Raw genomic sequence first — 12,976 nt, 5'->3', positions numbered from 1 at the left:
GCCAGCCAATCGCACTGCGATGAGCTGGCCGCGGCCGTTTTGCGCTATTGTGATAACAATCATTTCAAGATCGCCGCCGCCGAATCGCTCACCGGCGGATTGCTGGCCGACGCCTTCGTGCGCATCCCCGGCGCCTCGAAAGTGTTTCTCGGTTCGGCGGTGACCTACGATATTCGTGCCAAGGCGAAGATCCTCGGCGTCGATCGCGACCTGCTGAACAGAGAAGGGGCGGTGCATCCCGAAGTGGCGCGACAGATGGCATCCGGCACCGCGCGTCTTTACCAGCAGGATGAGGATGGTGATTGCGTCGTCGGCTTGTCCACCACCGGCGTGGCCGGGCCGGGGCCGGACGGGGACAAGCCGGCAGGTTTGGCGTATATCGGCTGCTCCCTGCCATCCGGTTTCGGAGACGTTCAATCGCGACGGACGGTCGCTTTCGAACTGCGATTAAACGGTGGGCGTGAGGCTGTCCGCCATGGTGTTGTGCAATGCATTCTGGAAAAACTGAGCGTTCTTTCAGCACTTTCACAGGAATAATCGACGACCATGGGTGTTGACCATAGTGGATATACGCAACGCAAGGAAAGGGGCCGGCGGCATGGACGCGATGACACTCACCAAGGAACAGATGGAACTCAAGGCGATGGCTCCCACGGTGCAAAGCGGCAATGTCCGTGTCAGGGAGCTCACCCCGGCCCAGCGCCGCGCGGTGATGTTCGCACAGCAGCAGGTGCTGCGAGCCCGTGCCGCCAAAAGGGCCAAGGACGAGCGTCAGGCCGCGTTGACCCGCATGTGGCAGGAAGAGGACGGCGACCAAGCGCGGTCATATGCCGCATCTCCGTCCACGGAAACGGCGGAAGGATCCAAGGAGGTTTCGCTGCGCGAAGCGATCGGTCATGTGTTGCGCGACCTGCGCACCCATGATCGCAAGACATTGCGCGAAGTCAGTGAGAAGGCCGGAGTGTCCCTCGGGTATCTGTCCGAGGTGGAACGTGGGCAGAAGGAGGCCAGTTCCGAGCTTCTGAGCTCCATCGCCCAATCGCTTGGCGTCTCCACCGCGCAGATGCTGCGTATGGTCGCCGATTACCTCGATTCGGTTGCGGCCTGACTCGTATCGGATCGTCAACGTCTGGCAGCTTATGTTGCCGGGCGTTTTCATTTGGTTGCGTGGTTGCGCTCGCTGAGTACACTTGAACCCGTGCAGGAACGTGAATTTTGGCAATTGCTTGAGGAGGTGCTCGGGCGCAGCTACGGGCGCGCGCTTGCGCACGACCAGGTGCTCGACAGGTTGGAAGGTATGACGGCCATCGAGGCGCTGGCCGCGGGGGAGGAGCCCCGTGTGGTGTGGAACGTGCTGTGCGACCAGATGAACATTCCCGATTCCAGAAGGTGGGGCAAAGATCATAACGCTCCTCCGATGCCGGTTCGCTGAACGCCGTTCGTTGCGAAACACCGGTTTCGAACAGATGTTCGTATGATGGGATATAGTTATCCACAGGACATGCGGATTAATTGATGCCGGCCGCTTGTTTTTTCAGGATTCCGGAATGGCGGAATTCCATGATAAATGAGCATGAGGCGCATCAAAGAGTATGTTCTCCGACCACAAGGGTCGTTTGGGCTTGCGTGGATGGATGATATGGCTTTACGGTGAGGCCATCATTCGTCTCGGTACAACAACAAGGAGTAGCCATGGCACAGACGAGCGCGGCGAAGAACGCCGCACAGAACAAGTCCGCGAACGGAATCGATCCGCGCCGTCAGGCCGCGCTCGATACGGCGCTCGCGCAGGTTGAGAAAAGTTTCGGCAAGGGATCCGCCATGCGATTGGGCGATCGGCCGGAGCAGGACGTTGAAGTCATTCCGACCGGTTCCTTGGCGTTGGATATGGCGCTGGGCATCGGCGGCCTGCCCAAGGGGCGAATCGTGGAGATTTACGGTCCGGAATCCTCCGGCAAGACCACGCTGGCATTGCATGTGGTGGCGAATGCGCAGAGAGCTGGTGGCGTCGCGGCCTTCATCGATGCCGAACACGCGCTTGACCCGGTCTATGCCCGCAAATTGGGCGTCGATACCGATTCGTTGATTGTCTCCCAGCCTGATAACGGCGAGCAGGCGTTGGAGATCGCCGACATGCTGATTCGCTCCGGCGCATTGGATGTGATCGTCATCGATTCCGTCGCGGCCTTGGTCCCGAAAGCGGAGATCGAAGGCGAGATGGGAGACAGCCACGTCGGTCTTCAGGCGCGTCTGATGAGCCAGGCGTTGCGCAAGATGACCGGTGCGCTGGCTCAGGCCGGCACCACCGCCATCTTCATCAACCAGCTTCGTGAGAAGATCGGCGTGTTCTTCGGCAATCCGGAAACCACCACCGGCGGCAAGGCTCTGAAGTTCTATGCCTCCGTGCGTATGGATATACGCCGTATCCAGACCATCAAGAACGGGGATGAGGCCGTGGGCAACCGCACCAAGGTCAAGGTGGTCAAGAACAAGATGGCTCCGCCCTTCAAGACGGCCGAATTCGATGTGCTTTATGGCGAGGGCATTTCCAAAGAAGGTTCCGTGCTCGATATGGCCTTGCAGGCCAACGTCGTCAAGAAGTCCGGCTCGTGGTTCACCTATGAGGGCGATCAGCTGGGACAGGGACGCGAGAACGTGCGTCAATTCCTCAAGGACAATCCGGAACTCACGGAGGAGATCGAGAACAAGGTCAAAACGGCGTTCGGGCTGATTAAGCCCACTGATCAATTCGCAGAGGATGGTGCCGAGGACAACGCGGAATCGCCTTCCTGCGGCAAGGAAAAAGCCGGTACGGACAAGGTGGCGTCTAAGACATCCAAAACGGATGCCAAGGCGTGACATATGATCGACGCCGAAAGCTTTCTTAAGGAACAGGGTCTTCAGCCGGCTTCGACCGATGCTGGGGACCCTGTCCCTTTTGGCATGGATGCGAAGGGCGCATCCGATCAGCTCCGATCGCGTTGGATGGATTTCGGAAGATCCGATGAGTTCGCTGGCAGCGCAAACACGCCGAAGGCATCGCGACACGCGCGACACGCTGGGCGTGTCGCGAATCGTGGCTCAGAAAGGGCGATGCCGGACCCCAATGACCTCGATTCGTGCCGAGAGGCCGCGCTCCGATTGCTGGATGCCGCGCCCCGTCCCTCTGGCGCTTTGCGCGAGAGACTCGTCGGTAAAGGATACGCGATCGAAGTGGTCGATGACGTCATCGACCGCCTGGAAAGGGTTCAGTTGATTAACGATGAGGCCTATGCGCAATCCGCTGTACGCTATTGCGCATCTCGTCTCATGGGACGAAGAGGAGCGGTCATGGAACTTATCCGTAAGGGCGTTGACCGCGGACTCGCGCAGCATGTCTGCGATGAGGCGGAGGCCGAAGGCGTGTTCTCCGAAGCCGCGTGGGAATTGGGTCGTAGAACCGCGCGAAAAACCACTGGAATGGATTGTGATGTGCGCAAGCGTCGTTTCTGGAGCGCCGGTGGAAGGAAAGGCCATAATCCCGACATTCTGCGGCAGGTGGCGCAAGAGCTGTTCGACTGAAGTCGGTAGCTGGACGACCAAGGTGAATTGTCCCGGGAATCGAAGGAAAGAAAGGGAAATGAGACCTCTTATACCCCGGGTTCTGTCGTGCCAAAGGCACGGATGGCCATCCATCTCGACCTGACGTTGCCGTCAGGCTCTAGCAGCCTACCCGAAGGCTTCGGACGAGCAGTCCTCAGACGCCTTCTGCTTGGCCTTGCTCCCGATGAGGCTTGCCATGCGGCCCACTGTCACCAGCGGCCCGGTGGTCTCTTACACCACCGTTTCACCCTTACCCACCGGCCTAAACCGATAAGGCGGTCTGTTCTCTGCTGCGCTATCTCTCAGGTCACCCTGGGCGGACGTTATCCGCCATCGTGCTCTATGGAGCCCGGAAGTTCCTCAACCGGCAAAGCCGGTCGCGGCCATCAAGAGGTCTCAAACGCACAATTATAGCAAGAGAATGGCCGAAAGCAAAGCGTAAAAAAACTTTTGTTTTTCTCGGGGCGTCATGCCTCAAATCGATGATCTTATGGCTACAATGATGACTACCAAGCAGCGATGCAGCTGGTTGGTCCGTATATAGCGGGTGAAACCGCTTGACTCTAGGGAGGTTCACATGGAAATCGTCGTTACCGGACGTCATACGCAGATCAAGCAAAGGTTCCGTGACGTTGTCGAAAGCAAGATGAATCGTGTGACCGCTATCGCCCCGGATGCGCAGCGTGCCCAGATCGTGCTGTCCCATGAGGGCAATCCGCGCCAGGCCGATACCGCCAAGCGCGTTGAAATCACCGTCATCGCAGGTCGTACCGTGGTGCGCGCCGAAGCGTCCAGCGCCGACGAGTTCAGCGCCTTGGATCTGGCTCTTGACAAGCTGACCCTCCGTCTGCGCCGTACGCGCGACCGACGCAAGGATCACCGTCGCGGCTACACCGACCCCGTCCCGGTCGATCTGGGTCCGGTCGAGCCCGCCGCGGTCGAGGAGCCGGAGCCGGAGGAGCCGAACAACAGCCCAGCCGATGCCGTCTCCGCCGATCTTGGTCCCGGAGAGTCCGTCGAAGTCCAGGTTGGCGACACCCCGATCGTCATCCGTCGCAAGCTGCATATCGCTGAGCCGATGACCATCGACGAGGCTCTGTACGAGATGGAGCTGATCGGTCACGACTTCTTCCTGTTCGTGAACAAGGAGACCGGACGTCCGTCCGTCGTCTACCGTCGTCACGGCTGGAGCTATGGCGTCTTCGAAATCGACACCCCGGAGAACGTAGCCAAGAAGAAGTGAGCCTGTAAGTATCTGAACATTCCGAGAGGATCCGTGCACATGTTGCACGGATCCTCTTGTGTTTGCACGTTATGTTTGCACATGCGGAAAGTGTCTAAGCGAATCTGTCCGCTTGAACGATGCGACATGCAAAAACTTACGTAAAATGGACGGAATTTTTCGAGAATCGCAAGGAAGCGACTATTCTCGGTCAAGGAAAGTCACCATACACAAAGGGAGTGATTGTGGTAGATATCGTTGACAAAGCCCTGCGCATGGGCGAAGGCCGACAGATCAAGAAGCTCGAGAACGTGGCCAAGGCGACCAACGCCTTCGAAGATGAGATCGCGGCCCTTGATGACGAGGAGCTCAAGGGTCAGACCGCCAAGTTCAAGCAGCGTATCGAAAACGGCGAGTCCCTCGACAAGCTCATGCCGGAAGCCTTCGCCACCGTGCGTGAGGCCTCCAAGCGCACCTTGGGCCTGCGCCACTTCGACGTGCAGCTCATGGGTGGTGCCGCACTGCACTGGGGCAACATCGCCGAAATGAAAACCGGTGAAGGCAAGACCTTGGTGGCCACGCTGCCCGCATATCTGAACGCGCTTGAAGGCAAGGGCGTCCACGTCGTCACCGTCAACGACTATCTGGCCAGCTACCAGGCCGAGCTGATGGGACGTGTCTATCGTTTCCTCGGCATGAGCACCGGCTGCATCATCACAAACCAGAAGCCGCCGGAGCGCCGCAAGCAGTACAACGCGGACATCACCTATGGCACCAACAACGAGTTCGGCTTCGATTATTTGCGTGACAACATGGCATGGGAGAAGTCCGACCTTGTGCAGCGCGGCCACCATTTTGCCATCGTCGATGAGGTTGATTCCATCCTCATCGACGAGGCGCGTACCCCGTTGATCATCTCCGGTCCGGCCGAGGGCGACGTGACCCGCTGGTACCGCCAGTTCGCGCGCCTGGTTCTGAAGCTCAACCGTGACGAGGACTACGAGGTCGACGAGAAGAAGAAGGTCGTCGGCATCCTTGATCCGGGCATCACCAAGGTCGAGGACTATCTCGGCATCGACAACCTGTACGAGCCCAACAACACCGCATTGATCGGCTACCTGAACAACGCCATCAAGGCCAAGGAGCTGTTCCTGCGTGACCGCGACTACGTCGTGACCGGCGGCGAAGTGCTCATCGTCGACGAGCACACCGGACGTATCCTGCCGGGCCGCCGTTACAACGAGGGTCTGCACCAAGCCATCGAAGCCAAGGAAGGCGTGGAGGTCAAGGCCGAAAACCAGACCTTCGCCACCATCACCCTGCAGAACTACTTCCGCATGTACGACAAGCTGGCCGGCATGACCGGTACGGCGGAGACCGAAGCCGCCGAGTTCATGGGCACCTACAAGCTTGGCGTGCTGCCCATCCCAACCAACAAGCCGATGATCCGCGAGGACAAGGACGATCTGATCTTCCGCACCAAGAAGGAGAAGCTCGCCGCCATCGTGCGTGACGTGGCCAAGCGCCACAAGAAGGGCCAGCCGGTCCTGCTGGGCACCGCATCCGTGGAATCCTCTGAAGTCGTGTCCACCCTGCTTGATGTGGCCAAGATCCCGCATCAGGTGCTGAACGCGAAGCAGCATGACAAGGAAGCCGCGGTCGTGGCCGTCGCCGGTCGCAAGGGCGCCGTCACCGTGGCCACCAACATGGCAGGCCGTGGTACCGATATCATGCTCGGCGGCAACGTCGAGTTCCTCGCCGATGCGAAGCTCAAGTCCGAAGGCTATTCTCCGGATGACACTCCGGACGAGTACGAGAAGCGTTGGCCGGGAACCTTGGCCGAAATCAAGGACCAGGTCAAGGACGAGCACGAGGAAGTCGTCAAGCTTGGCGGTCTGTACGTGCTCGGCACCGAGCGCCACGAATCCCGCCGTATCGACAACCAGCTGCGCGGCCGTTCCGGCCGTCAGGGAGATCCGGGTGAATCCCGTTTCTACCTGTCCCTCGAAGACGATCTGATGCGTCTGTTCAACACCCAGCTGGTGGCGCGTGTCATGGCCAAGGGCATGCCGGAAGGCGAGCCGATCGAAGCCAAGAGCGTTTCCAAGGGCGTGCGCACCGCACAGAAGGCCGTCGAATCGCGTAACTTCGAAATCCGTAAGAACGTGCTGAAGTACGATGACGTGATGAACAAGCAGCGTACCGTCATCTACGCCGAACGCCAGTCCGTGCTGAAGGGCGCCGATATCCACGAGGACATCCTCAGGTTCATCGACGACACCGTGCTGAGCTACATCAAGGGCGCCAACAACGGTTCCGACAAGCCGACCGATTGGGATTGGGACGGTCTGTTCAAGGCCATCTCCTCCGTGTACCCGATCGCCGTGGAGCAGGAAGCGGCCAAGGACGCCGTCGACAAGCTCAAGGGCGACAAGGCCGTTGAGGCCCTGAAGGAGCTCATCGTCTCCGACGCCAAGGACCAGTACTCCGATTTCGAAGACAAGCTCGGCAGCGAAGGCCTGCGCCAGCTCGAGCGCCGCGTGGTGCTCGCCGTGCTCGACCGCAAGTGGCGTGAACACCTCTACGAGATGGACTATCTCAAGGACGGCATCGGCCTGCGCGGTATGGGCCAGCGCGACCCGCTGGTCGAATACCAGCGTGAAGGCTACCAGATGTACAACTCCATGATCGAAGCCATCAAGGAGGAGACTATCCAGCTGCTGTTCCATGTGGACATCGACCGTGTGGCCATGACCGAGGACGAATCCACCGAATCCGACGAGGACGAGGCGGTGAACGCCGCCGAAGCCGTGATGGGTCTGGATGGCGAGGCCGCTGCCACGGGAGAGTCCGCTCCGAGCGAGCCGGAGACCGATGATGAGGCCGAAAAGACCACCATCGATGAGCTGGCCGATGAGCAGAAGAACGAGAAGGGCATTGTCGGCATGCAGCCGATCAGCCACGCCGAAGGCAAGGTTCCGGCCAACAAGCGTCCGAAGAGCGAGGAGCTGCACTCCCCGTGGGCCGATGGTCGCACCTTCCCGGGAACCGGCAAGAACGCCCAGTGCCCGTGCGGTTCCGGTCGTAAGTACAAGATGTGCCATGGCCAGAATGAGGCGTGACGCTTCGCATAAGCCAAGGTGATGGCCCCGTCGGTGTGTTTCATACTGTCGGGGCCATCGCCATATCAGGGGTTCACACAGCGGATGTCATTCCCCGAAATCGATGTCGCCCATGGCCTCTGTGGCTGGAATGCGCACCTCCGGTCCGCAAATCCAGTTGAAAACAGGTCTTTTTACAAAGGGACCGAGGTCTCCATCTCCATAGCCAATACGTCCACGGCAACGACCCACTGCCCACTGTCTTATTTGCTGTCATATCGTCTGTTTTTTCGGGTAACGCTTCGGCATCCGCCGAAACGATTTCCCGAGTATGGAGAATGCTGAAACGAATACCACGTTGCCTGCCTCCAGATTATTTCGATGCAGTCAAGTCAGAGTCACCTTGAAGCGATCGTACTTTCACAGATACGTCGCAGACTCGCCGCAGTTTCTTGATAGCAGCATTGATTTGTTTGGAAACGGCTGCACGTGAAATCCCACTACTGCGAGCTACATCGGATTGGGATAGGTTGCGGAAGCACACATTTTCCACAGCTTTCCGCTGTCCATCGGGAAGCGTCCGCAAAGCTTCAAGAACCCGACGAGCGGCTTGCTCCCGTTCTTGTGCCGTCTCGTATTCGATGAGCAGCTCTTCCGGAGATAACGAATGCTCTTGCGGTTCACGGTTGATGCCGGCTATTTCCTCATACGACCATGCGCTTCCACCAACGCGATCGGAACGGTGACAGGAGTGCGCCACACGCTCTTCGGCATTCCAGAGTTCCTGCAAAATGCATTGCGGCGCACGGAATTCCAGCTCTTCTTCGTCGCGGTGTTCAGCCGCAGCACGCAGCGCACGATCGCGTCTAATCATCGGAAGCAGTTCCTCCTGGGTAAGTTCATATGTTTCAGTAACGGATGCATTGCCCGCAATAGGGGTCTCATGCTTAAAAACAAGCTTCATGTTCTTGGGCCTTGCTCATATAAAGTTGCTCAAGACCTGCTGACGCAATATGAGACCAGCCTTGAAAACAATGAAGCGAGATGTGTCTGCCAGTTATATGCACACTGACAGACGGCATCTCGCCCGATATCGATAAGCAGGTCTCAAAACGGATTGTGAACCACAGCCAGCTTCGCCGTGGAGTAAAAATGCAGACAGCGATTACGCCATACATAAGTCACTGATATTCGAACGGCCGTTTCCGAATACGAGCCTTAGCAATAAGAATTCACGGTCGTAACTGATTTACATGTCCATCTCCTTTCGCCATTCGGCAGAGTTCCGAAACGAATGCGGCTGATTCGTCGTATACTGGCCGTAATTCCAGTAATGACAAGGCTTCATCCGCATCTGTTTTCATCGTAGGAAATTGACCTATCAGAACCGAAGACGAAATAAGACGACGTAAGGCGAGGAGGAGACGAACGATGGATAAGCCCAACGGCACATATGCTTTGGGAGTGTTCTGCACATTCGTTCGGCCCTACGTCAGTGGGGAAAGCCGCGGAATCAGCACATAGAAAAAAGGGTTCATGAAAGATTTCTTCGATGTCATCCTTGAATCAAGCGCAACAGACACATCAGACGTAAACAAAAGGCACTATTCAAAGGCGAAGACGGCAATCAATGAAGGCGTATGGGCGGGTATCAACCAAACGGATTTGGTGAAGTTCTTCAACGGATGCAGAAAACTACCGCAATGGAAGGCCTCTGAATTCTTTCAGCATCTGGATAAGGCCCGAGTGGAAAGCCTGTTTGACGATATTGGTATTGACGCGCTATCGCAGTTTCAGCGTTGTCTCGGTCAGGTGAACATCAAAGCCTCGTCAATTGACAAACTCCCATCCGCAGTGAGCACTTGGCTGTTCGAGATCTTGGAAGCGAATGCCGACAATCGTGATCTTCTGGTGGACGGCACCGCATTTCAGCCGGAATTTGAATTGCTGGATGATCTGCCGCTGGCCGAAGGACACATCTCATCAGGGAAGCTCCATCTTGGGCGTTCAGCCGTGGCATGGCGGAAATCTCCATCCCCACCAGAATCACCGGATTTCAATGTGGAAAGAACGTATCTTGCACAAATGGAATCGGCCTACGCCGAACACTTGCACAGGCAAATCCGGTCCCGAGATGATTTGCCCGACCGACAGCGCAAGGAATATGACCGGCAGCGTGGGCATTTTTACAATGCAGAAGGACTGCGGCGGAACATGAGAGATGCCATCGATGATGGTGAAACCGAGTTCCATGCGATGAAAGACGACCTCTACGATGGAGTCTGCGACGTATGCAACGAAGAATATGACGATGGGCTGGCCAGAATGCTGGCAACCTTGAACCAAGCTGCGATTCTTCCCCTTTCCGGTTCCGTCATCACCCGTTTTCCAACCATCGTCAAAGCCGCGGAGAAGAAAGGCATATGCCACATGCTGGTCAATGACACTCGACTGGAATGGGTGAGCGCCGATGAGTGATTCCCTGTTCAACACCCCGAGCGAAACCGCAACCCGTCTTACGCTATGCCTGTCCTTATTGCCACACCCTGCAACATTGGATGAAATCACGGTCATGGATTTTGCCGCAACTTACATGAAGGTCATGGGCTTTGGCAATAGTAACCTTCACGGGGACAACCCTTATGCCACAGCAGAGTATGATGCCAGGCGCAAACGTGTACGAAGAGGGCTGAACAGGCTGGTAATCATAGGCTTCGCCATCACCGAAGATGCCGGATCCAGTTATTCCGCAAGCCCGACGTGCATGCAATTCGCCAACGAATTACATGGAGAATATGTCACGGCTTATCGTCATGCCATCGAAACATTGGCGACGCTGAATTACGATTCGATAATAGAACGAATACTGGAAAGCCGGTAACCAAGATGGGGAAAATGTGGATTCGTCAAGTCAAGGCGATTCGGAACGATGGCAATGCCTCAACCATTGATTTGCAGCAGGGATTGAATTGCATCATCGGCCCGTCGAATACCGGCAAAACCGGAATTACGAAAACGATCAGCTTCGTATGCGGCGGAAACGTCATACCATTCACGGATGTCACCGGATATGCAGGAGCATCCGTCACCTTCAGTACCGAACACGGAGAAGTGACATTACAACGCTCGTTGGCTTCGCAAACGATTCAGGTCTCTTCGACTGACTCAGATGTGGAACCGGGAGATTATACGGTCGCACGCAGAGGCAAAAACAAACGACCAATCAACTCGGTACTGCTAACAATGCTGGACGTTGATGAGGCACGAAGAATCGCAGTCAATGAGGCCTACAGAACCGTGGCCTTTACTTGGAATGCCATCCGACATTTGCTGCTTGTTCCCGAAGATCAGATCGTTCGCCCCGAACCATCGATTCTATTGCCCAAAACCACCAGCAACACAACGATGACGCAGAACCTGTCCGCTTTGCTGGTCCTCGCTCAAGATGAAACATTCAATGATGAGGCAAGACAGGAAAGTTCCGCCGAGCGCCATGCACGCAGGCAAGCGGTGGAACGATTCATCTTCAGCCAACTCGATATCATCGAGCCCCGCATCAAACAGCTTGAGCAACTTGAACGGGACGCGGCTGCCGAAGGCAAAACCGTCGATAGTTATATTGAGAAACTGCGCAACACGTTACAGCAATTGGAACAACAGCGTCGAAAAACCATTGATGAAGATGCGGAACTCGTTGAACACATCAGCGCACTGCATCAGGAAAACGAGCGTCTGGACGTATTGCTCGCCCAGCGTGAAACCCTACTAGGGCAATACGATTCCGATTTGGCACGCCTTGATCTGCAGTTGCAGGCAATGCGCCATAACCGGGAACAACCTTATCCCGATGTTTGTCAGTTCTGCCACAGCACCGTCCATATCGATCCACCGAGTGAAGAAGACATTCGTGCTCGGGAAAATGAAATGTCCCGCATTCGCGAACTTCGTAATGGTGTGGCCAAGGATCAGGAATCCTTACGCCAAGCAAGAATCCAAGTGACACAGAGCATCGACGAAGCGCAAAACGCCCATCAGTCCAATATGGAACAGCTGCACCGGAATCTTGAGCCGGAGGCCCGAACAATACGACAACGACTTGATGGGCTTGCCCAGTCAGAAAGAATTCGTGCAGAATGTGCCGAGCTGACTGCTTTGCGTAAAAGATTTCAAGCTACTCTTGATGGTGCCGACGAGGAAAAGGTCGATTACAAGAAATATCGGCCAAGAGAATGGTTCCACGAGGATTTCTATTACCGGCGTTGGGCGACGGTAAACATCAGGCCATGCACAGACACATCACAAAACAGCCGGATTGTTCACACGGGAAGGAACATCATGCCAGAACCCAGTAAGAGCGACAGCGAGTGTATAGCCGGACTCGAACTACCGAAACAGGACAACGCACATGCACCACACCCGGTGTCGGCAGCCATTATATATGCAGGCGTGTTTACCGTGACATGCGCACTGTATAGCAGCATCTTATCCGCCTGTTGGGGATTTTTACTGATAATACTTCCCGGCTATGCAATCGTTCCCTTCATAGCCCTGCTACTGACACGAAAAATCAACGCCTCATGGAATCTCTTGTGGCTTGCCGGCACCACCGCGCTCACCTACGCGATGACACTAGTAAGCATGGCAGCCTTGCTAATGCTCATACCTCCCAAAGCCACCCTATGGTTTAGCGTAGTAAAAATACTGACCAACTCATTTTCAGACATACTATCGTTCCAGCTTTTCATGGGCGGGTATACAATTCCGACCATCTTCTATATCCTTGGCTTGATCTGCCGCGCATACCACAACAGCCGCAATCGGTAACAAAGAACCGGCGTTGGGCAACGGTAAAGGCGAAAATCATGCACAGACATTGCGGAACAGATACATTGAAAACATACAAGGGGGCATCATGGCAGAGAACGACGGGAATGACAGCAAAAACAGCGGCTGCATGGCCACAGGCAAACACGATTCGGCCGGGCACGACCCGGATGTACAGGTGACGTTCGCGCAGAACTCACCGGACCAGAAGAACCCACTCACGCAAACCCCAGTGGTAACGGCCGTG

Annotated in this window: 11 protein-coding genes and 1 other RNA gene; 10 read left to right on the top strand and 2 right to left on the bottom strand. The window is 56.3% G+C overall.

Going from position 1 to position 12,976, the window contains the following annotated elements; all coding sequences use genetic code 11:
- The 5 genes from OU26_RS06010 to OU26_RS05990 all read left to right on the top strand — a co-directional run.
- Positions 1-537, top strand: a 537-nt coding sequence (locus OU26_RS06010) for a CinA family protein (protein ID WP_033498974.1), incomplete at its 5' end; no start/stop codon positions are given.
- Positions 538-598: 61 nt separating this feature from the next.
- Complete coding sequence (locus OU26_RS06005) at positions 599-1,108, top strand: helix-turn-helix domain-containing protein (RefSeq protein ID WP_026646121.1); 510 nt, start codon at positions 599-601, stop codon at positions 1,106-1,108.
- A 90-nt stretch (positions 1,109-1,198) separates the two neighbouring features.
- Positions 1,199-1,432 (top strand): DUF3046 domain-containing protein, encoded by a 234-nt coding sequence (locus OU26_RS06000; protein ID WP_026646120.1) that lies wholly within the window; start codon positions 1,199-1,201, stop codon positions 1,430-1,432.
- Positions 1,433-1,692: 260 nt separating this feature from the next.
- Positions 1,693-2,859: a recombinase RecA gene (recA, locus tag OU26_RS05995; RefSeq protein WP_026646119.1), complete on the top strand. Its 1,167-nt coding sequence runs from the start codon at positions 1,693-1,695 to the stop codon at positions 2,857-2,859.
- A 126-nt stretch (positions 2,860-2,985) separates the two neighbouring features.
- On the top strand, positions 2,986-3,561 hold the full coding sequence (locus OU26_RS05990; RefSeq protein WP_374042524.1) for a regulatory protein RecX: 576 nt from the start codon (positions 2,986-2,988) through the stop codon (positions 3,559-3,561).
- Positions 3,562-3,616: 55 nt separating this feature from the next.
- On the opposite strand, the gene rnpB is transcribed toward OU26_RS05990, so the two are convergent.
- Positions 3,617-3,981: RNase P RNA component class A (rnpB, locus tag OU26_RS09695), an RNA gene on the bottom strand.
- A 178-nt stretch (positions 3,982-4,159) separates the two neighbouring features.
- Between rnpB and hpf the strand changes: the two genes are divergently transcribed.
- Both hpf and secA read left to right on the top strand, forming a co-directional pair.
- Positions 4,160-4,825: a ribosome hibernation-promoting factor, HPF/YfiA family gene (gene hpf, locus OU26_RS05985; RefSeq protein ID WP_026646117.1), complete on the top strand. Its 666-nt coding sequence runs from the start codon at positions 4,160-4,162 to the stop codon at positions 4,823-4,825.
- A 224-nt stretch (positions 4,826-5,049) separates the two neighbouring features.
- The gene (secA, locus tag OU26_RS05980; RefSeq protein ID WP_026646116.1) at positions 5,050-7,926 is read left to right on the top strand and encodes a preprotein translocase subunit SecA; all 2,877 of its coding nucleotides are present in this window, start codon (positions 5,050-5,052) and stop codon (positions 7,924-7,926) included.
- Between the two features lie 352 nt (positions 7,927-8,278).
- Here secA and OU26_RS09890 read toward each other — a convergent pair whose 3' ends face one another.
- A complete protein-coding gene (locus OU26_RS09890) occupies positions 8,279-8,869 on the bottom strand; it encodes a sigma-70 family RNA polymerase sigma factor (RefSeq protein WP_081815618.1) in 591 nt (196 codons plus the stop codon).
- A gap of 572 nt (positions 8,870-9,441) precedes the next feature.
- On the opposite strand from OU26_RS09890, the gene OU26_RS05970 reads away from it, so the two are divergent.
- The 3 genes from OU26_RS05970 to OU26_RS09690 are packed head-to-tail and all read left to right on the top strand — an operon-like array spanning position 9,442 to position 12,729.
- Positions 9,442-10,383 (top strand): ABC-three component system protein, encoded by a 942-nt coding sequence (locus tag OU26_RS05970; RefSeq protein WP_033498973.1) that lies wholly within the window; start codon positions 9,442-9,444, stop codon positions 10,381-10,383.
- The gene (locus OU26_RS05965; RefSeq protein ID WP_026646114.1) at positions 10,376-10,786 is read left to right on the top strand and encodes an ABC-three component system middle component 2; all 411 of its coding nucleotides are present in this window, start codon (positions 10,376-10,378) and stop codon (positions 10,784-10,786) included. The genes OU26_RS05970 and OU26_RS05965 overlap by 8 nt, the downstream gene beginning before the upstream one ends.
- Before the next feature lie 14 nt (positions 10,787-10,800).
- The gene (locus OU26_RS09690; RefSeq protein ID WP_160257603.1) at positions 10,801-12,729 is read left to right on the top strand and encodes an AAA family ATPase; all 1,929 of its coding nucleotides are present in this window, start codon (positions 10,801-10,803) and stop codon (positions 12,727-12,729) included.
- Positions 12,730-12,976 lie beyond the last annotated feature (247 nt).

Source organism: Bifidobacterium ruminantium DSM 6489 (genome assembly GCF_000770925.1).
In the GTDB taxonomy this organism is placed as follows: Bacteria; Actinomycetota; Actinomycetes; order Actinomycetales; family Bifidobacteriaceae; genus Bifidobacterium; species Bifidobacterium ruminantium.
The sequence above is the reverse complement of the archived record's forward strand: the minus strand, read 5'-3'. Positions and strand labels throughout refer to the sequence as shown.

Excerpts from the sequence above, each read along its gene's own strand:
- recA (WP_026646119.1), top strand. The coding sequence starts at position 1,693 with ATGGCACAGACGAGCGCGGCGAAGAACGCCGCACAGAACAAGTCCGCG.
- OU26_RS06005 (WP_026646121.1), top strand. The coding sequence starts at position 599 with ATGGACGCGATGACACTCACCAAGGAACAGATGGAACTCAAGGCGATG.
- hpf (WP_026646117.1), top strand. The coding sequence starts at position 4,160 with ATGGAAATCGTCGTTACCGGACGTCATACGCAGATCAAGCAAAGGTTC.
- OU26_RS05970 (WP_033498973.1), top strand. The coding sequence starts at position 9,442 with ATGAAAGATTTCTTCGATGTCATCCTTGAATCAAGCGCAACAGACACA.
- OU26_RS09690 (WP_160257603.1), top strand. The coding sequence starts at position 10,801 with ATGTGGATTCGTCAAGTCAAGGCGATTCGGAACGATGGCAATGCCTCA.
- OU26_RS05990 (WP_374042524.1), top strand. The coding sequence starts at position 2,986 with ATGGATTTCGGAAGATCCGATGAGTTCGCTGGCAGCGCAAACACGCCG.
- OU26_RS05965 (WP_026646114.1), top strand. The coding sequence starts at position 10,376 with ATGAGTGATTCCCTGTTCAACACCCCGAGCGAAACCGCAACCCGTCTT.
- OU26_RS09890 (WP_081815618.1), bottom strand. The coding sequence starts at position 8,869 with ATGAAGCTTGTTTTTAAGCATGAGACCCCTATTGCGGGCAATGCATCC.